Raw genomic sequence first — 21,421 nt, forward strand, 5'->3', positions numbered from 1 at the left:
TTATTTGGCACTTGCACAAAAGCGATCAGCGTCGCAACGGCATGCCCAGGTCAACGCGCAGGCCATCGGCCTGGCTGTCGAATGTCAGCGAGCACGAGCAGCGCTGCACGATCGCCTGAACGATCGCCAGGCCCAGGCCACAGCCGTCGCTGCTGCCATTGCGCCAGAAGCGCTGGGTCAGGTATTGCAGGTCATCGCTGGAAATCTGCGTGCCATGGTCGCGCACGCGGAACACCACCTTGTCAGCGCTGGAGGACACTTTCAATTGCACCCGGGTATCGGCCGGGGTGTGGCGCAAGGCGTTGTCCAGCAGGTTGCGCAGGGCTGCCACGGCCAACCCCACGGGCATATCCACCGGAGTGTCGGCGAGGCTGTCCGCCAGGATCAGGTCGATGCGCGAATTGTCCCCGGCGTGGGCATCCTGGATCGCCAGGCGTGCGACTTCCTCGGCGCTGGACTGCAACCCATCGTCAAACGACAGGCTGCCCTCCACCCGTGCCAGCAGCAACAGTTGCTCCAGGGTGCGGTGCAGCCGGTCGGCGCCTTCCTCGGCATGAGCCAGGGACTGGTCACGCGCCGCGCCCTCGGTCATGCGCGCCACCTGCAGGTGCGTCTTGATCGCCGTCAATGGGCTGCGCAGCTCATGGGCGGCGTCACCGGTGAGGCGGCGCTCGCGCTCGATGGTCTTGGCGATGCGTTGCAACAGCTGGTTCTGGGTGTCGAGCAATGGCTTGAGTTCGCTGGGCAGCGGATGGATCTGCAACGGTTCAAGGGAGTCGGCGCTGCGGCGCATCAAGGCGTCGCGCATGCGATTGAGCGGCACCAGACTCTGGCCGATGCCCAGCCACAGCAGGCACAGGCACCCCAGCAAGGCCACGCCGACCGGCACCGAGGCCGCCAGCAGGATCGACAGGTTCAGCGCCTCACGCTCTACCTGACGGTCGGCGGTGGTGATCAGCAGGTCGCCACGGGACAGGGTGAAACTGCGCCAGCCCACGCCGTCGATCACCTGATCGCGAAAACCGCTCTTGCGCGACTCCAACCCTTCATCCGGCGTGGTATGGCTGCGCGCCAGGATTTCGCCGTGCAGGGAACTGACCTGGCAAGCCATGCCCCCCGGTACGTTGAGTTGTTCGGCGCGCAAATGCGTGCCGACGCCGACGCTGGCCAGGCCCGGCATCTGTTCGGTCAGCCCGGCCACCATGCGCGCCGAGGCGACCAGCCGCTGGTCGAGGGAAAACATCATCTGGTTGCGCAGATCGTTGAGCATCCAGGCCGCCGCCAGGGCCCAGATCACTACAAAAGCGGCGCCGAGCTTGAACGTCAGGCGCAGGCGCAGGCTCTTCACGAAGCATCCTCTCCCGCATCGGCCGGGCCCAGGCGATAGCCGAGGCCGCGTACGGTCTCGACGATGCCGTTGCCCAATTTGCGCCGCAGGTGGTGGATGTGCACGTTCAGCGCGTTGCTTTCCAGTTCATCGTTGAACCCGTAGACGCTGTCCTTGAGCTGCTCACTGGACAACACGCGCCCCTTGTTGTGCAGCAAGGCCTGCAACAGTGCTTGTTCACGGCGCGACAGGTCCACCGGCTGGCCACCCAGGAAGGTCTCGCGGCTGCTGGGGTCGTACGCCAGGCGGCCATGTTCGATCAGGTTGACACTGCGCCCCGCCACGCGGCGCAGCAGGGTTTGCAGGCGGGCGGCAAGTTCGCGCAGGTCGAAGGGCTTGAGCAGGTAGTCATCGGCCCCCGCCTGCAGGCCGTCGACGCGGTTGGTCACCGAGTCACGCGCGGTGAGGATCAACACCGGGATTTCCAGGCCCTGGCTGCGCTGTTGCTGCAGCAGTTTCAGGCCATCTTCGTCGGGCAGGCCGAGGTCGAGCACCATGATGTCGAAGGTCGCCGCCCTGAGCATCGCCCTGGCTGCCGCAACCGTGCCCACACGTTCGACCGTGAAGCCCTGCGCGGTGAGGCCGGCCACAATGCCGCTGGCGATCAGTTCGTCGTCTTCACAGACCAGTACGTGCATGCTGAACCCTTCATGAAAGATGCGGGCGATTAGAAAACGCACGGATTAAGCGCGCATTATGCCGCTAACTTCGCAACACCCGATAACTCCTACACTTTAGAATAGCGCCCGGTTAATCATCGGTTAATCAACGCCACACATTGTGTGCCTCACTTGCATCGAATTAAGGCTGGACCATGCGGTATCTATTTACTTTTCTGCTGGTGTTGCTGGCGGGGTTCGCCCAGGCCGCGCCGGGCAACCCATTCGAGACCAAACCCGATTTCCTGCCGGTGGGAAAGGCCTTCACCTTTACCTCCGAACGCCTTGAAAGTGGCGAGACCCAGCTGTATTGGCAGATTGCCGACGGTTATTACCTGTACCAGCAGCGCATGAAATTCGACGGCCTGGCCGAAAAGCCCGCGCTGCCCCAGGGTGAAGCCCATAGCGATGAGTTCTTCGGCGAACAGCAGGTGTATCGCCAGGGCCTGGAAGTGAAGCTCCCGGCCGGTACCAGCGGCCAGGTCAAGCTGGGCTGGCAGGGCTGTGCCGATGCCGGCCTGTGTTATCCGCCGCAATCGATCACCGTGGACCTGGGCGGCAACCCGGCGGTCGCCGCCACCACACAAGCCCAGGACCAAAGCCTGGCCAGTGGCCTGCAACAGCGCAGCCTGGGCTGGAGCCTGCTGATCTTTTTCGGCCTGGGCCTGTTGCTGGCGTTTGCCCCGTGTTCGTTGCCGATGCTGCCGATTCTCGCCGGGCTGGTGGTGGGCAGCGGCGCCAGCCCGCGTCGCGGCTTTGCCCTGGCCAGCAGCTACGTGGTGTGCATGGCGCTGGTGTATGCCGCGCTGGGCGTGATGGCCGCATTGCTCGGCGGCAATCTTGCCGCACTGCTGCAAACCCCGTGGATCCTCGGCAGTTTCGCCGCGTTGTTCGTGATCCTCGCCCTGCCGATGTTCGGCTTCTTTGAACTGCAACTGCCTGCGTTTCTGCGCGACCGCCTCGACACGGTCAGCCGCCGGCAGAGCGGTGGCAGCCTGGTCGGTGCCGGCATTCTCGGCGCATTGTCCGGCCTGCTGGTGGGCCCGTGCATGACCGCGCCCCTGGCCGGCGCCCTGCTGTATATCGCCCAGAGCGGCAATGCGCTGCACGGCGGGCTGATCCTGTTCGCCATGGGCATCGGCATCGGTATCCCGTTGTTGCTGCTGGTCACCGTGGGCAACCGCTTCCTGCCCAAGCCGGGCACCTGGATGAACGTGCTCAAGGGCATTTTCGGCTTCCTGTTCCTCGGCACCGCCGTACTGATGCTTCGCCCGGTGGTCGGCGAAAGCCTGTGGATCGGCCTGTGGGGCGCACTGGCGCTGGTCATGGCCTATTGCGGTTGGACGCTGGCGCGTGAATACGGCCTGGCCGCCAAGGTGTTCGGCGCGGGCTCCCTGGTGCTGGGCCTGTGGGGCGCTGTACTGGTGGTGGGCGCGGCGGGTGGCAGCGATGAGCTGTGGCAACCGCTGAAGGTCTACAGCGGCGCGCGGGTGGCTGCCACAGCCAGCGCCCACGATGCGTTCACGACCATCAACAATCCTGCCGCCCTGCAAAGCCAGCTCGACAGCGCCAAGGCCGAGGGCCAATGGGTGCTGGTGGATTACTACGCCGATTGGTGTGTGTCGTGCAAGATCATGGAAAAACAGGTGTTCGGCAAGCCAGAGGTGATGGCCGCCCTGAAGGATGTACGCCTGCTGCGCCTGGACGTCACCGCCGACAATGCCGCCAGCCGTGAACTGCTCGGCCGCTACAAAGTGCCGGGGCCCCCGAGTTTCGTGTGGATCGGCCCGGACGGTGAAGAACGCCGAGCCCAACGCATCACCGGCGAAGTGGATGCCGCCGCCTTCCTGCAACGCTGGACGCAAACCCGAGACGCGCGCTGATGCTGACCCTCACCATCGGCACCTTCGCCATCGCCCTGAATCACATTCTGCTGATCTGCGCGCTGATTCTCGCCACCCTGGTGGGCTGGCGCGTGGCCAAGCGTGGCGGGGAAAACCCCGAATCGGTGTTGTTCAGCCTGTTCCTGCTGGGCATGCTGGCCGCCCGTGTCAGCTTTGTGCTGATGTACTGGAGTGATTATCGCAACGACTGGCTGCAGATGGTCGATCTGCGCGACGGCGGGTTCCTCGCCTGGCCCGGCGTGATCGCGCTGGTGCTCGGTGCGCTGGCCTACGGCTGGCGACGCCCGGCCCTGCGCAGGCCACTGAGTGCGGGGGTGATCAGCGGCCTGGTGTTCTGGGGCATGACCAGCCTGTCCCTGAACCTTTACGACAAGGGCTCACAACTGCCGGATATCACCCTGCGCGATGCCAACGGCAATGTGGTGCAATTGGCCGACTACAAAGGCGGCCCGCTGGTAATCAACCTCTGGGCTACCTGGTGCCCACCGTGCCGCCGGGAAATGCCGGTGCTGGAACGCGCGCAACACCAGCGCCCGGATATCACCTTCCTGTTCGTCAACCAGGCCGAGAGCATGCAAAGCGTCAGCACGTACCTGGCCACCCAGGGCCTGAACCTCGACAACGTGCTGTTCGACGCCAGCGGCCGGCTCGGCCAGGCCGTCGGCTCCATGGCGTTGCCTACTACGTTGTTCTACACGGCCGACGGACGCCTGATCAACAGCCACCTGGGCGAGCTGTCCCAAGCCAGCCTGGCCCGTGCTATGGAACCCTTCGACACCGCCCCACAAAGGAAACCCACATGCCTCGCCTCCGCCACCTGCTGACCCTGCTGCCACTGACACTTGCCGCCACCCTGGTGCAGGCCGGAGACTGGCCGGCCCCGATCAAGCAAATCGAAGCCAAGGGCGCCAAAATCCTCGGTACATTCGACGCCCCCAGCGGCCTCACCGGCTACGCCGCGCAGTACCAGAACCGCGGCATGGCGCTGTACCTGACCGCCGACGGCAAGAACGTGATCGCCGGCAACCTGTACGATGCCCAAGGCAACGACCTGAGCAGCGCTCCCCTGGAAAAACTGGTGTACGCACCGATGTCCAAGGAAGTCTGGGCCAAGATGGAAAACAGCAGCTGGATCCAGGACGGCGACAAGAATGCGCCACGCATCGTCTACCTGTTCAGCGATCCCAACTGCCCCTATTGCAACATGTTCTGGGAACAGGCCCGGCCGTGGGTGAAGGCCGGCAAGGTGCAGTTGCGCCATATCATGGTGGGGATTATCCGCGAAGACAGCCCAGGCAAATCCGCCGCACTGTTGGCCGCCAAAGACCCGCAAAAAGCCCTGGAAGAACATGAAGCGGCTGGTAAGGGCAGCACGTTGCAGGCACTGGCGAAGATCCCGGCGGCTATCGAAGCCAAGCTTGATGGGAATATGAAATTGATGGAAGAACTGGAGTTGTCGGCCACGCCGGCGATTTTCTATCTGGATGACAAGGGCGCGTTGCAGCAACAGCAGGGGGCGCCGTCGCCGGATAAGTTGGTGAAGATTTTGGGACCGAAGTAACCAAGACACTCTACAAACAGCGGCCTTCCACGTGGAACGCACAACGCCACCAACAAAACGGCCTCCCTAAGGGAGGCCGTGATCCAGCTACCGCTCAAGCCTAGTCAAGTTCTCTGACTGTCAGCAATGTCACATCGAAGTCATTGCCCGGGCCGATGCCCATCTGAAGATTATCGACGCTCAACCGGTTGATGCCTGAAACCGCCGTAAACTGTTTTACAATTTTCGTCCAGGTAGCGGGCGGCAGCAATTCAGCCGAGGCTTGTCCATTGGCCACAATCACCATGCGGGGTTTGTTGCCGCCAGTGCTGTTTTCTCGCACATACGCACTGAACTCGTAGACACGCCCCGCGTCAAGCTCAGTAAAATCTTTGTACAACTTCACACGCTGCGTCGTCGGATCGCTTGTGTCGGTATAACCCCAGTCGAACAGGTAATGGCCATTCGGGTTCCCGGGTACCGAGCCCGGTTTGAGTATCAGGTCCCTGGGGTCTGCGGCGCCTGCGCCTTTCGTCCAGCCATTCCAGCCCTTATCGTCAGGGTCGAAGTCAGTGAGGTCATAAAATGCCTTGCGGAATTTAAGGTGCAGCTTGGGGAACTCGATCGCATTACTGACTTGGCCACCGATATCCGGCGTCACGTTGAACGTAATCAACAGATCGGTCTTGTCACGCAGCTTCTCCAGGTCCGAACGTTTGAGCAGCTTATTCAACCCGGCGGTCACTTCACCCTCGGTGACTCGACCGGCAGTCCCCACCGGAAAGGTCAAAGGCGCACCATCAGCGTCGGCGGTGCCTTCGCCCCACGCCCACACATTTTGCCCAGCCAGGATAAACCACCAGGGTTCCAACGTACCGTCGGCATCGCCGTTAAACGTGCGCAAATCCAGAATACCGTTCTGGGTGGCAGGAGGCGTAGCCTGTTTCACCACCGGCGTCGGCAGACGCACCGGCACGCTGATATGCAGGTTCAAATCGTCCGAGGTCTGCTGTTTACAGTCGCTGGTCACGGTGAAGTTGATCTTCACCGTTGTGCCGATGCTTTCGATCACGGCCTCTCTTGGGACAGAAAAAATCACAGGGCCGGTTGTACTACCCGGTTGCGACTCCAGCAGCCAGCAACTGCCGTCCGGCCGATACCAATTGGCTTGAATGCTGTGGTTGGGATGGTTGCCGACGTAATTCACTTCCACATGCACGCCGTTACGCCCATTCCACACGGTCAACTCGCTGCCCACCGCTTCGGTGACGGTCGGCGGTTTCAACACCAGATTTTCCTGGCTGATCGCAAATACCTGCATCGGGAATTCGATGGCGGTTTCCCGATTGCACTTGCCATCAAAGCTCGCGGCAAAATGCAGCTCAAAGCCCGTGCAATCGGCAAGCTCCTTCAATCTGTCCCGCGGGATAGACTCGTCAACACCCTTGGCCAGCCACTCTGGAGTAAGGGGCTTACCAGGCACTATGTCGAACCGGTAGTCGCTACCATCTTCACGTGTTCCACTCAACCACATCCAGCAACATTCGCCCTCTTCTGCATAATCCCAAACGGGTACCACCGCCGTGGCATCACCACTGAAGGTGTTGAGATCAACGATGCCCACTGTTGCCTCTTCGATACACGGCAAGGTCAGTTGCGGAGCAAGCACTTGCACCGTGCGATCGGGGGAGCTCTGCGGTTGATAATGGTTGAACTGAACGCTGTAGTTCAACACCATCTTCTTGTTGAACAGTGCTGCAATGATGTGCGGAGCAACATCGAATGACAGCTTGATCTGCCCCTCGCTCACGTCTTTGCAGCCGAGGGCTACCGGCCCAAAATCAGGGCCCGATGCATAGGCACAGACATGGTCATTTTCGAACATGCCTGCGTAGCTGACGATTGCATGCCCGCCGTTGACCGTGTTGACAGGGTTGAGCTGCCACTGACCGGGCGGCAATTCCACGGATTCGCGCAAATGCGGCGGGTTCAGATCCTGCGCAGGGTCGACCTGCAGCAATGAAGTGGTGCGCAGGTGGAAATCCTCGGCGTTCACAGGCAGCGGATTCTCCAGAATCGGATCGCCTGGCTCAGGGTATACCGGTTCGGTCGTGTCCCAAATCACGCCCAGGTGAGCGGTGATCGCCGAGTAATCGTCCAGCCTGGACAGCCAGCCTCGCGAAAGCTTGAAGCGGAAAACATGCTCTGGACGAGCTTCGTGCTCCTGCACCACATGATTCTTGGCCACCCAGGTGAAGCGATAGGGCGCGACGTGCTGGTTACCCGCAACAACCACAAACAGACGCTGCCCGGGTTGAATCATCGGCCAGGCGTTGATCGCGACAATTTCATCACCCGAGAACTCTTGCATGCGCAGGTACCAGGTATTCCACTCCTCCTTGGCATGCGTGAACACCGGCCTTGAAACGAAGAGGTCCTCCTCCCTGATCTGTTGGATTTCCAACTCCAGCGTCAAGGATTCCAGGGCCCGCCCTCCTGCATTGGCCGTGTACTTGATCAATACCGTGTGCCCGATGCAGTAGCTGATCCACTGTGGCGGAATGCCGACGACATTGACGCCATTTTCGACAGATACCGGTTCGAAGCTCGGCTCGTCCTGCCCCTTGACCGCCATGTAGAACATGACATCAGTGGCGTTCGCCGGCAGCGTCAGCGTGGCCGTCGTGCCATCACGGGCGTCAATGGGATACAGCACGCTGTTGTTCGCAGCGTGCTCGATAATCGCATAGGGCAGTTCCGTTTCAACGGCTGGCAGCGAATTTGCTGCCTGAATGGAACCGGTTTTTCCAGCAGGTGTTTTGCTCGCCACAATAAGACTCCTGTCCAGCGTTAGATCACCGTCGGGCCCGACCCGATGGGCCGGAAACTGCGGTTATCTAACACGTGGAACAGGAACACTGCCTACTGTCAGAATTAACAGTTGCGCCGGAAAATCCCGACACTTCAGACCAGCGGCCGTCTCACAACCCCTCCAACTGCGCCATCAAATCACTCAACCGATCCACCTTCTCGGCACTGATCTCGCTCCCCGCCAACCCTTCGATGTACTCGGCCAGTTCCGCCACCGTGCTGCACTCGAACATCGCCCTTAACGGCACATCGCGCTGCAAGGTTTTCTGCACCCGCGAAGCGATCTGTGTCGCCAGCAACGAATGCCCGCCCAGTTCAAAGAAGTTGTCCTGCACCCCTACCCGTTCGACCTTGAGCACTTCGGCCCAGATCGCGGCCAGGGTGGTTTCCAGTTCGTTGCGCGGCGCCAGGTAGTCCTGGTTGTGCAGCTGGCCGATTTCCAGGGCCGGCAGGGCCTGGCGGTCGAGTTTGCCGTTGGCGTTGAGCGGCAGGCGCTCCAGCCACAGCCAGTGCAGCGGCACCATGTATTCCGGCAGTTCGGCACGCAGGCGTTGTTTGATGCGGTCCAGGCGTTCGCTTGGGCTGAGGGTTTCATCAACCGGCACCAGGTAGCCCACCAGGTGCTTACCGTTGACGCCCTCCTGGACACCGACCGCCGCATCGCGCACCTCGGGTTGTTCGTGCAGGCGCGCTTCGATTTCGCCCAGTTCGATGCGGTAGCCGCGAATTTTCACCTGGTGGTCAACCCGCCCGACATATTCCAACACGCCATCACTGCGCCGCCGCGCCAGATCGCCCGTGCGGTACAAGCGCTCACCCGGTGCGCCGAACGGGTTCGGCACAAACACCGGTGCGGTGCGCAGCGGGTCGCTGACGTAACCCCGACCGACGCCGATGCCGGCTACGCACAGTTCACCGACGGCCCCTTGGGGCACCAACTCCAGCGCGCCGTCCAGCAGGTACAGACGGTTGTTGTCGGTGGGCGTGCCAATCGGCAGATAGGTGCCACGGGTCGAAGCCAGGTCAACGCGGTAGAACGCCACATCGTCCGAGCACTCCGCCGGGCCGTAGGCGTTGACCAAGCCGATCTGCGGGTAGCGCAGCAGCCACTGGTGCGCCAGTTCCGGCGGCATCGCTTCACCCGTCGGCAGCATCCAGCGCAGGCCGTCGAGGCGGATGTGGTCCTGGGCGAGCATGCCCTGGATCAGCGACGGCACACTCTCCAGCACAGTGATGCCTTGTGTTTGAACGTGCTCCAACAACCCCTGCGGATCATGGGCAAGGGCGTTCGGCACAATATCCACCCGTGCGCCAAACAGCGGCGCAGCAAGGAACTGCCACACGGAAATATCGAAGCTTTGTGAGGCGGTCTGCGCGATCACATCGGCGTCGCTCAGTTGCAGGTACGGCACTTTGCTCAACTGGTTGTTGAGCATGCCGCGCTGTTCGACCACCACGCCCTTGGGCAGGCCGGTGGAACCGGAGGTATAGATCACGTAGGCGAGGTTGTCCGGGGCGCTGTAGACGCCCGGGTTCTCGCCACGGGCGGGGATTTCCTCCCACACCAGCAACTGGCAGTCGACGCCGTCGAGCAGTGCGATGGCCTGTTCCCGGCACGCTTCGGTGCACACCAGCAAGGGCGTGCGGCTCAGCTCGATGATGCGGCTCAGGCGCGGACCGGGCAGGCCGGGGTCCAGCGGCAGGTAACCGGCACCGGCCTTGAAGCTGCCGATGATCATGCCGAGCAGCGCAAGGTCACGCTCGGCCAGCAGCGCCACCGGTTGGTCCGGGCCGACACCGGCGGCAATCAGCGCATGCCCCAGGCCGTTACTGCGTCGGTTCAACGCCTCATAGCTCCATTGCCGGTCAAGGCAACTGGCGGCGATACGCTGCGGATGCCGCGCCACCTGTTCCTCGAACAACTCGACATAGCTGCGCGCCAGCGGGTAGTCGTGTTCGCTCTGGTTGCAGCCGTCCACCAGGAACGCGCGCTCCTGCTCGCCGATCAGCGGCAGGTCGGCCATGTCGCCATGGAAGCCCTGCACCAGCGCCAGCAACAGGCGCTTGAACTCGGCGAGCATGCCTTGCACGGTGGTTTCATCGAAGTAGCGCTGGTCGTAGGACAGGTGCAAGCCCAGGTCATCGCCCGGGTAGCACACGGCGGTCAGCGGGAAGTTGGTGTGGGTACGCCCGGAATCGGAGGTGGCATTCAGGCTTTGCGCATGGCTGAGCACCGAGGTTTCCACCGGGGCGTTTTCGAACACGAACAGGCTGTCGAACAGCGGCTGGCCCTTGGGCAGTTCGCTGTGTTCCTGGATAGTCACCAGCGGCAGGTATTCGTACTCGCGCAGTTGCATATTGCTGTCGAGCAAACCGCTCAACCACTGGCGCACGCTGCAAGGCTGGCCGTCCTCGGGCAGCTTCACCCGCAGCGCGATGCTGTTGATAAACAGGCCCACGGTGCGTTGCATCTCGGGCATGTCCACCGGACGCCCGGCCACGGTGACGCCGAACAGTACGTCGCGATCACCGCTCAAGCGCCGCAGCACCAGCGCCCAGGCCGCCTGGGCGAAGGTGTTGACGGTGAGCTGATGAGCCTGGGCCAGCTCGCGCAATTGCGCGCCGTCACGGGCATCCAGCCGGGTGTAGCAGTCGCCCACCACCATACCGCCGCTGTGGCCGGCATGTTCGCGCAGGAACGGTCGGTCGCTGGGGATCGGTGTGGTGCGCTCGAAACCTTGCAGGTTGCGCTGCCACCACTGGCGCGCTTCGTCCAGGTCCTGGCGTTGCAGCCAGGCGATGTAGTCGCGGTAGCGCGGCGGCGTGGCCAGTTGCGCCTCGCGCCCTTCGCCCAGCGCCTGGTAGAGCTCGAAGAAGTCATTCATCAACAGCGAACGGCACCAGGCATCGATAAGGATGTGGTGGTTGCTCATCATGAACCAGTAGCTCGCCTCGCCCACGCGGATCAGGCGCAGGTGGAACGGCGCCTGGTTGAGCAGATCGAAACCGGCCTCGCGCTCGGCCTTGAGCAACGCTTGCAGGCGCGGCTCGTGCTCGCTCTCGGGGTCGGCGCTCCAGTCCAGGTAGTCAATCGGCGTGCTGCCGGGTTTGTGGATCACTTGCAGCATGTCTTCGCCCACGTTCCAGCAGAACGAGGCACGCAAGGCTTCGTGGCGGGCGATCACCGCCTGCCAGGCCTGGGCGAAACGCTCGGGATCGAGGGCGCTGTCGATGCGGTAGCGGTCCTGCATGTAATACAGACCGGTGCCCGGTTCCAGCAGGGTGTGCAGCAGCAGGCCCTCTTGCATCGGGGTCAGCGGGTAGACATCTTCGATGGCGCCGGCCGCTACCGGCAAGCTGTCCAGTTGCGCCTGGGTCAACCGTGCCAGCGGGAAGTCGGACGGCGTGAGGCCACCGGCATCGTCCTTGAGGCAATGGGCGATCAGGCCCTGCAGCTCGGCCAGATACGCCTCGGCCAATTTGCCAATGGTCTGCTGATCGTAGCGCTCGCGGCTGAAGGTCCAGCGCAGCACCAGTTCACCGCCGTACACCTGGCCGTCGACACTCAGCGCGTTGGGCAGCGGTGCATCGGGGTCGTGTGCAAGGCCGGCGGATTCCTCCAGCGGATGGAACAGCGCGTCGGCGCCGAAGCTCTGGTCGAACTGGCCGAGGTAGTTGAAGGTAATGTCGGCGCTCGGCAGCGCAGCCAGGCTGCGTTGGCACAGCTCGTCCGCCAGGTAGCGCAACACGCCGTAGCCCAAGCCTTTGTGCGGCACGCCGCGCAATTGCTCCTTGATCGCCTTGATCGAATCGCCCAACTCCGCCTGCGGGGTCAGGCGCAACGGATAAGCGCTGGTGAACCAGCCGACGCTGCGGGTCAGGTCGATATCATCGAACAGGCTTTCGCGGCCGTGGCCTTCCAGTTGAATCAACGCCGCGTCGTGACCGCTCCAGCGGCACAGCACGCGAGCCAGGGCGGTCAGCAGCAGGTCGTTGACCTGGGTGCGGTAGGCGCTCGGCGCTTGTTGCAGCAACTGCCGGGTGCGCTCGACATCCAGGCGCACGCTGACGGTCTCGGCGTCACGCTGGCGCAGTGCGCCGTGTCGGCGATCCACTGGCAACGCCAGCGCCGGGCCAGCCAGTTGCGCTTGCCACAGGCCCAGCTCTTCACGCAGAGACTCGCTATGGGCATAGGCCTGCAAACGCGCCGCCCAATCGCGCAACGCGCTGGTCTTGGCCGGCAGACTGACGGACTGGCCTTCGCTCAGTTGGCGATAAACCGTGTGCAGGTCTTCGAGCAATACGCGCCAGGACACGCCGTCCACCACCAAGTGATGGATGGCGATCAGCAGGCGCTGCTGGCCTTGGGGGCCGTCCACCAGCAAGGCGCGCAACAGCGGGCCGTGTGCCAGGTCGAGGCTGCGTTGGGTGTCGGTGAACAGCGCCGTGCAGTGGTCCATGTCGCGCACCTGCGCCTGCATCAATACGCCGCCTTGGGGCACGGCCAGGTGTTCGGCGTGCCACTGGGCATCGCGCTGGTTGAAGCTCAGGCGCAGCGCGTCGTGATGCTCCAGCACTGCCAGCAAGGCCTGCTCCAGGCGATGCGGGTCGAGCAGTTGCAGCGGCTTGAGCACCAGGGCCTGGTTCCAGTGCTGACGCATCGGAATGTCGGTGTCGAAGAACCAATGCTGGATCGGCGTGAGGCCCGAGCGGCCGGTGAGCGTTCCTTGCTCGGCGCTGACTTGCTCGATGCCGGCCTGATCGGTGTAAGTGGCGACAGCGGCCAGGCTTTGCACGGTCTGGTGCTGGAACAGGTCACGCGGGCTGAAATGAATGCCCGCCTGCCGCGCACGGCTGACCACCTGGATCGACAGGATCGAATCGCCGCCCAGTTCGAAGAAGTTATCGTCCAGGCCGACTTGCTGCAGGTTCAACACCGCGCACCAGATGGCCGCCAGGCTATGCTCCAGGGCGTTGCGTGGCGCCACGTACTGTTGGCGATTCGCTTGCGGATCGGGCTGCGGCAAGGCGCGCCGGTCGAGCTTGCCGTTGGCGGTCAGCGGCATGCTGTCGAGCACCATCACGTGGGCGGGCACCATATAGTCCGGCAAGTGCGCCTTGAGATGGGCCTTCACCGCATCACGCAAGGCGCCGTGCTCGGCGTCGCTGACCAGGTACGCCACCAGCTGTTTGCCGCTCGGCGAATCCAGCGCCAGCACCACCGCTTCACGCACGGCCGGATGCTCCAGCAGGCGCGTTTCGATCTCGCCCAATTCGATGCGGAAACCACGAATCTTCACCTGATGGTCGATACGCCCCAGGTACTCCACCTGCCCATCGGCACCTTGACGTACCAGGTCACCGGTGCGGTACAAGCGGCCGCCACGGGGGGTGAACGGGTCGGCGACAAAGCGCTCCGCCGTCATGCCCGGGCGCTGGTGATAGCCCTGAGCCAGGCCCGCGCCGCCGATGTACAACTCGCCGCTCGCGCCCTGCGGCACCAGGGCCAGGTCGGCGTCGAGAATATACGCCACGCGCGCGCCGACGATGCTGCCGATCGGCACGCTGGCGGCGCCCTCCTCCAGGTGCTCCGGCGCCAGGCTGGCCAGCGGCATCACCACGGTTTCGGTCGGACCATAGGCGTTGAAAAACACCTCAGGCTGGAACGCCGCGCGAATACGCTGCAGGTGTTCACCGGTCAGTGCTTCACCGCCGGTGATGCACATGCGCACCGGCAAGGTCTGCTGTTGCGTGGCCAGCCACTGTGCCAACTGGCTGCCGTAGCTGGGCGTGAACCCGAGAATATTCACGCGATGGCTGCGGATCAGCGCGCAGATTTCTTCGGCGTCCCATTGGCCCTGGGCGCGCACTACCACGTGGGCACCGCTGAGCAACGGCACCAGCAGGCGCTCGGTGGCGGCATCGAAGTTGATCGAATAAAAGTGCAGTTCGCAGTCGTCTGGGCGCATGCCGAAACGCTCGATCACGGCCTGGCAATGCATGGCGATTTCACCCTGGGACACCACCACGCCTTTAGGCTGGCCGGTGGAACCGGAGGTGTAGATCAGGTACGCCTGGTGCTGCGCCAGGTTGATAAAAGGCAGCTCATCGGCCGGATAGTTTTTCAGCAACGGTGAGTCATCTTCCAGGCACCAGCACGCCAGCGTTGGCGGCAGCTCGCCAAGGGCCTGGAACATCGCCGCGTCGCTGAGCAGCAGGCCGATGCCGCTGTCTTCGATCATGTAATGCAGGCGGTCCAGCGGGTATTCCGGGTCCAGCGGCACGTAGGCGCCGCCGGCCTTGAGGATCGCCAGCAGGCCGATGACCATTTCCAGCGAGCGCGGCAGCGCCAGGCCGACGCGCACCTGCGGGCCGACGCCGCGCTCGCGCAGCATCCAGGCCAGGCGATTGGCGCGGGCCTCGAGTTCGGCGTAAGTGAGGGTCACACCGGCAAAGGTCAGCGCCGGCGCATCGGCACGCTTGCGCGCCTGCTGGCTGAACAGCGGGTGAATGCACTGGTCCAGACGATGCTCTGCGGCTTCAACCCCGAGGCTGTCCTGCAGGGCGCGCTGCTCGGCGGCGCTGAGCAACGGCAGTTCGCTGAGGCGTTGGTGCGGATTGTCGATCAGCGCTTCCAAGAGGTTGCGCCAATGCGCGGCCATGCGTGCGATGCGCGGCTCGTCGAACAGATCGGTGCTGTAGGTCAGGCAGCAGCCCAGGCGATGGTCGAGGTCGGTGACTTCCAGGTTGAGGTCGAACTTGGTGGCGCGGGCATCGTTGGCCAGGTACTCGACAGTCATGCCGGCCAGTTGGCGGCTCTGCTGGAACTCCCAGCGCTGCACGTTGCACATCACCTGGAACAGCGGGTTGTACGCCGCGCTGCGCGGTGGTTGCAGCGCCTCCACCAGATGGTCGAACGGCAGGTCCTGATGGGACTGGCCTTCGATCACGGTGTGACGCACCTGCTCGAACAACTGCGCGACACTCATCTGCCCATTGAGCTGGCAACGCAATACCTGGGTGTTGAGGAACGCACCGATCAGCCCTTCGCTTTCCGGGCGGATACGGTTGGCCACCGGCGCACCGATGCGCAGGTCGGTCTGGCCGCTGTAGCGGTAGAGCAACACGGCCAGGGTGGCAGTCATGGTCATGAACAGGGTCAGGCCCTGTTCGGCGTTGAAGGCGCGTACGCGGGCGGCCAGCTCATCGTTCAGGTCAAAGCGGTACAGCTCGCCGCGGTGGCTTTGCACCGCTGGGCGCGGACGGTCGCCAGGCAGTTCCAGCAACGGATGTTCGCTGCCCAGTTGCGCGGTCCAGTAATCCAGCTGGCGCTGACGCTCGCCCGATTCCAGCCATTGGCGTTGCCACACGCTGTAGTCCAGGTACTGCACCGGCAGCGGCGCCAGCGGTGAGTCGCGCTCATCGATAAAGGCTTCGTACAGCGCACTGAGTTCACGGGCAAAGATGTCCATGGCCCAGCCTTCGGTGACGATATGGTGCAGGGTCAGCACCAGGTAATGCTCCTGCTCACCGGCCTTGACCAGGCAAGCGCGCAGCAACGGCCCGCGTTCCAGGTTGAACGGGGTGTGCGCTTCCTGATCGGCCAGGTGCTGCAGACGCTGCTGGCGCTCGGTGTCATCGAGTGCCGAGAAGTCCTGCCAGTCCATGCGCAGGTTGGTCTGTGGCCAGACGTGTTGACAGGCCACGCCATCGACGCTCGGAAAGGTGGTGCGCAGGGTCTCGTGACGCATGATCAGGGCCTGCAAGGCTGCCTCGAAACGCCCCACATCCAGCACCCCGCGCAAGCGCGCCATGCCCCCGACGTTGTAGGCCGGGCTGTCGGGTTCCATTTGCCAGAGGAACCACATGCGTTGCTGAGAGTAGGACAGCGGTACGGGCACGCTGCGGTCAACCTTGGCGATTGCCGTCTGTTGGTTACGCTGGCCCGACGCCTGGATCAGGCCCACTTGCGCGGCGAAATCGCCCAGCTCGCTGGCGTCGAACAAGGTGCGCAACGGCAGCTCGACGTCGCAGGCCTGGCGGGTGCGGGAGATGATTTGCGTGGCCAGCAACGAGTGGCCGCCCAGGGCGAAAAAGTCGTCGCGCAGGCCGATACGTGGCAGGCCGAGCACTTCGCGCCAGATCGCTGCAATCTGCTGCTGCAACGGCGTCTGGGGTTCGACATGTTCGCGGGCTTGCCACACCGGTTGCGGCAATGCGCGGCGGTCGAGCTTGCCGCTTGGGCTCAAGGGCATGGCGTCCAGGTACATCAGGTGGGCGGGCACCATGTACTCGGGCAACTGGGCGGCCAGTGCGGTTTTTACCGCCTGTGCATCCAGTTCGACGGGGCCGCTGTAGTAACCGATCAACTGCTCGTCACGCACCAGCACCACGGCCTGGGCGATGCCCTCCACCGCCAGCATGCGCGCTTCGATTTCCTGCGGTTCCACGCGCAGGCCGCGCAGCTTGACCTGCTGATCGAGGCGCCCCAGGTATTCAAGCACCCCCTCAAGGCTCCAGCGCGCACGGTCGCCGGTGCGATACAGGCGCGCGCCGGCCTCGCCCAGCGGGTCGGCGACAAAGCGCTCGGCGGTGAGCCCGGCCCGGCCGAGGTAACCGCGCGCCAGGCCAAGGCCGCCGATGCACAATTCACCCGGTACACCGGCCGGCAGCGGGTTGAGGTGCTCGTCCAGCACCCGGCAGATCACATTGCCCAGTGGCCGGCCAATCGGCGAGCGCTCACCATCTTCAACAGCGCAATGCCAATGGGTGACGTTGATCGCGGTCTCGGTCGGGCCATAACGGTTGTGCAATTGCACCGCCGGCAGTCGTGCCAATACGCGGTCGCGCAGCTCGGCGGGCAAGGCTTCGCCGCCGGAGAACAGGCGGCGCAGGCTGGTGCATTCGGCCACCAACGGTTCGTCGATAAACAACCGCAGCAGCGGCGGCACGAAGTGCAGCGTGGTCACGCCATGTTCCTGCACCAGCTGCGCAATGCGATGAGGGTCACGGTGCTCGCCGGGGCCTGCCAGTACCAGACGGCAACCGGTGATCAGCGGCCAGAAACACTCCCACACCGACACGTCGAAACTGATCGGCGCCTTTTGCATCAGCACGTCGCTGGCGTCCAACCGGTAGGTGGCCTGCATCCACTGCAAGCGCTCGGCCAGCGCCGCGTGGGTATTGCCCACGCCCTTGGGCTGGCCGGTGGAGCCGGAGGTGTAGATCACATAGGCGAGGTTGTCGCCGTGCAGGTGCAGGCCCGGCGGCTGGCTCGGCCAGCTGTCCAGGTGCAAACTGTCCATGGCAATCACGCACACGCCTGCGGGCGTGGGCAGCTGTTCCAGCAGCGCGGTCTGGGTCAACAGCAGGTGCACACCGCTGTCCTCGAGCATGAAGGCCAGGCGCTCGGCGGGATAATCCGGGTCCAGCGGCACATAGGCGCCACCGGCCTTGATGATCGCCAGCAGACCGATCAGCAACTGCGGCGAACGCTCGGCGGCGATGGCCACGCACACGTCCGGCCCCACACCTTTGTCGCGCAGGTAATGCGCCAGGCGGTTGGCCTGGGTGTGCAACTGGGCGAAGCTCAGGCTGGCGCCCTGCCAGACCAGCGCAGGGGTGTCCGAGGTGTGCAGGTTGAGCAGCTCGGGCAGCCATTGCCGGGCCGGTGCACACGGCGCCTGGCTCCACGCGTGTTGCTCGTCCTCTGCGCTCAGTTTCAGCTCGCCTACGGCGTGCTGCGGTTGCGCGCAGACCGCTTGCAGCAGGTGGATGTAATGCTCGGCCAGGCGCTGGACGGTGGTGCTGTCGAACAGTTCATCGGCGTAGTCGAACGACAGGCTCAAGCGCCCATGGCGATCCTCTTCACTGTGCAGCTGCAAGTCGAACTTGGCTTCGCGGCTGTGCCACGGCAATTCATCGGCGAGCAGGCCCGGCAGGCGGCGCAAGGCACCCAGGTCACGTTGCTGGTGGTTGAACATCACCTGGAACAGGCCTTGTTCACGTGCCTGGGGGAAGGCCTCCAACAGTTGCTCGAACGGCAGGTCCTGATGGGCCTGGGCGTCCAGTGCAGCCTGGCGTGTCGCGGCCAACAGTTGGTTGAACGGCAGGCGTGCGTCGAGCTCGGCACGCAGCACCAGGGTGTTGATGAAGAAACCGACCAGGCCTTGGGTTTCCTGGCGCGGGCGATTGGCATTGGGCACGCCGATGCGGATATCGCGCTGGCCGCTGTAGCGATACAACAGGGTCTGGAACGCGGCCAGCAGCAGCATGAACGGGGTGGATTCATGGGCGCGCGCGGTCTGGCCAATCGCGTCACTGAGGGGCGTGCCCAGGCGTACGGTATGCCGCGCGGCACTGTTGCGCACCTGCGCCGAGCGTGGGTGGTCGGTGGCCAGGTCGAGCGGCGGATGCTCGTCCCCCAGCGTCGCCTTCCAGTACGCCAACTGCCGTTGGCCTTCGCCGGCGGCCAGCCATTGGCGCTGCCAACTGGCGTAGTCGGCGTATTGCAGGGTCAATGGCGGCAACTCAAGGGGCTGGCCCTGGACGGCAGCGGCGTACAGCCGTGAGAACTCGTCAATCAGGACATTCAGCGACCAGCCATCGGCGATGATGTGGTGCAACGTCACCAGCAGTTGGTGGTCTTCATCGTCCAGGCGCACCAGGGTGACCCACAGCAGCGGGCCGTTCTCCAGGTCGAACCGGGTACGCGCTTGATCTTCGCGGATCTGCTGCGCACGCGCTTCGCGCTCGGTATGGGGCAAGTCGCTGAGGTCGATGACGTGCAACGCGAAATCGGTCGCGGCCTCGACACGCTGGAAGCCCTGACCATCGCGCTCGTAAAAGCGTGTGCGCAGGGCTTCGTGGCGCTGGATCAGGTGCTGGAAACTTGCGCGCACGGCGTCTTCGTCCAACTCGCCGCGCAGGCGCAGGGCGCCGGGGATGGTGTAGGCGCTGCTGTGGGGGTCCAGTTGCCAGGTGATCCACAGGCGGTTCTGGGCCAGGGATTGCGGCAGGTCGTCCTGGCGCGACAGAGGGGCAATCGCGCCCTGGGCAACGCCGCCGTCCTGTTGCAGGCGCGCGACGCTGGCGGCGAAGCCTTGCAGGGTAGGCGCTTCAAACAGCAGGCGCAGGTTCAGCTCCAGGCCCAGGGTTTCGCGCAGGCGCGCGACCACTTGGGTCGCGCTGATGGAGTTGCCGCCGAGCAGGAAAAAGTGATCATCAGCGGCGACCGTGTCCACCTGCAGTTGCTCGCACCAGATCGCGGCGATCTGGTTTTGCAGAACCGATTCCAGCGCTGCTTCACTGGCCTGCGCTTGCACGTCGGGGAACTGCGCATAGCGGTCGAGGCTGCCCTCGGCATGGCGCAGCGCACACGCCGCCCGTTGCACTTTGCCGCTGGAGGTTTTCGGCAACGCGCCCGGATTGAGCAGCACCACCACGCACGGCGCCTCCTGGTATGCCTCGGCCACTGCCTGGCGAATCGCCTTGATCAGCGCTTCGGGCGGCAGGATTTTCTGCACGCTGCGGCTGATTTCCGCAGCAATGCCAATGCCTTCCACGCCGTGGTCATTCACCGCAAAGGCGGCCACCCGGCCCTTGCGCACCACCTCCACCTCACGCTCGATGGTTTGTTCGATGTCCTGCGGGTACAGGTTGTGTCCGCGCACGATCAACAGGTCTTTCAAGCGCCCGGTGATGTACACCTCACCGTCACGGATAAACCCCAAATCGCCGGTGCGCAGCCAGGTCCGGCCGGCGTGCTGGACGAAGGTCCTGGCGCTGGCTTCGGGGTTGCGCCAGTAACCGTGGGCAATGCTCGGGCCGCTGGCCCAGAGTTCGCCCACGCAATTGTCGGCCAACGCGCTGAGCGTGTGGGGATCGGCAATCAGCACGGCGTGGTCCGGCTGATGGGTGCCGCAACTCATGACCGCACTGCCCTGCCCCGGCTCGGCGCGGTTGGCGGCCAGCGCTTGCGCATCCAGGTGCAGCGCCGGGATGCCGTGGCCACGGCGACCACCGGCAACAAACAAGGTCGCTTCGGCCAGGCCATAGGAGGCGAAGAAATTATTCGAAGTAAAGCCACACGTGGCGAACTTTTCGGCGAACCGTTCCAGGGTATCCAGGCGGATCGGCTCGGAGCCCGAATAGGCCACACGCCAGGTGCTCAGGTCCAGGCGTTCCAGGGCAGACTCGCTGACCCGTTCGCTGCACAGGCGGTAGGCGAAGTCCGGGCCACCGCTGATGGTGCCGCCGTATTCGCTGATCGCTTCGAGCCAGCGCAACGGCCGCGCCAGGAAGTAGGCCGGCGACATCAGCACGCACGGCACGCCGCTGAAAATCGGTTGCAGCAGGCCGCCGATCAGGCCCATGTCGTGGTACAGCGGCAGCCAGCTGACGATCACATCGTGCGGGTTGAGGTCGATACCGAAACCCCGGCGGATCAGCACTTCATTGGCCACCAGGTTGCCGTGGCTGACTTGCACGCCCTTGGGCAACGCGGTGGAGCCGGAGGTGTATTGCAGGAAGGCGATGTCGTCGGGCTGCAACTCGGGGGCGACCCAACGGTCGGCAAGCTGTGGGTCGAGGGTGTCCACGCTCAACAGCGGGGGTGCGTTTTCGATCTGCGCCAGGCCATCGGCGAGGCTGGCGATGGTCAGCAGCAGGCGCGGCTCGGCATCGCTGATGATCGACAGCAAGCGCTCCTGGTGATGCCGCTTGCTCGATTCCGGCGGGTAAGCCGGCACCGCGATCACCCCGGCGTACAGGCAACCGAAGAACGCCGCGACATAGTCCGGGCCGCTGGGAAACAACAGCACCGCGCGCTCGCCCAACGCGATACCGGCTTGCAAGGCGGCGGCGATGGTGCGCGCGCGTTGGTCCAGGTCACGGTAGCTGAGCACCACGCTGTGCTCGGCGGACTCGGCCAAAAAGCGCAGGGCTATCCGGTCCGGCGTCTGCGCGGCACGGCGTTGGAGGGACTGGACCAGAGTGCGGGGAAGTTCGAAGGCGTCCATCATGGGGTTCCTGCCTGAAATCGGCTTGCGGGAAATTCGGG

7 protein-coding genes are annotated in these 21,421 nt (G+C 64.0%); 3 read left to right on the forward strand and 4 right to left on the reverse strand.

The window, feature by feature from the left end; genetic code table 11:
* Window positions 1-25: 25 nt before the first annotated feature.
* Together PspCFBP13528_RS12165 and PspCFBP13528_RS12170 are read right to left on the reverse strand one after the other, a co-directional pair.
* On the reverse strand, window positions 26-1,348 hold the full coding sequence (locus PspCFBP13528_RS12165) for an ATP-binding protein (protein ID WP_065950273.1): 1,323 nt from the start codon (window positions 1,346-1,348) through the stop codon (window positions 26-28).
* A complete protein-coding gene (locus PspCFBP13528_RS12170; protein WP_065950274.1) occupies window positions 1,345-2,025 on the reverse strand; it encodes a response regulator in 681 nt (226 codons plus the stop codon). Before PspCFBP13528_RS12170 ends, PspCFBP13528_RS12165 begins: the two co-directional genes overlap by 4 nt.
* Window positions 2,026-2,201: 176 nt before the next feature.
* Between PspCFBP13528_RS12170 and dsbD the strand changes: the two genes are divergently transcribed.
* From dsbD to dsbG, 3 genes are read left to right on the forward strand one after another with little or no spacing between them, the layout of a single operon-like run.
* The gene (gene dsbD, locus PspCFBP13528_RS12175) at window positions 2,202-3,929 is read left to right on the forward strand and encodes a protein-disulfide reductase DsbD (RefSeq protein ID WP_137200304.1); all 1,728 of its coding nucleotides are present in this window, start codon (window positions 2,202-2,204) and stop codon (window positions 3,927-3,929) included.
* Complete coding sequence (locus PspCFBP13528_RS12180) at window positions 3,929-4,774, forward strand: TlpA disulfide reductase family protein (RefSeq protein ID WP_065950276.1); 846 nt, start codon at window positions 3,929-3,931, stop codon at window positions 4,772-4,774. Before dsbD ends, PspCFBP13528_RS12180 begins: the two co-directional genes overlap by 1 nt.
* The gene (gene dsbG, locus PspCFBP13528_RS12185) at window positions 4,750-5,511 is read left to right on the forward strand and encodes a thiol:disulfide interchange protein DsbG (RefSeq protein WP_137200305.1); all 762 of its coding nucleotides are present in this window, start codon (window positions 4,750-4,752) and stop codon (window positions 5,509-5,511) included. Before PspCFBP13528_RS12180 ends, dsbG begins: the two co-directional genes overlap by 25 nt.
* Window positions 5,512-5,611: 100 nt before the next feature.
* Here dsbG and PspCFBP13528_RS12190 read toward each other — a convergent pair whose 3' ends face one another.
* A complete protein-coding gene (locus PspCFBP13528_RS12190; RefSeq protein WP_137200306.1) occupies window positions 5,612-8,320 on the reverse strand; it encodes a hypothetical protein in 2,709 nt (902 codons plus the stop codon).
* A gap of 151 nt (window positions 8,321-8,471) precedes the next feature.
* Entirely contained in the window at window positions 8,472-21,383 is a 12,912-nt protein-coding gene (locus PspCFBP13528_RS12195) for a non-ribosomal peptide synthetase (RefSeq protein ID WP_137200307.1), read from the reverse strand.
* Window positions 21,384-21,421: the final 38 nt, after the last annotated feature.

The sequence above is a fragment of the Pseudomonas sp. CFBP13528 genome (assembly GCF_005233615.1).
Classification (GTDB): domain Bacteria; phylum Pseudomonadota; class Gammaproteobacteria; order Pseudomonadales; family Pseudomonadaceae; genus Aquipseudomonas; species Aquipseudomonas fluorescens_AM.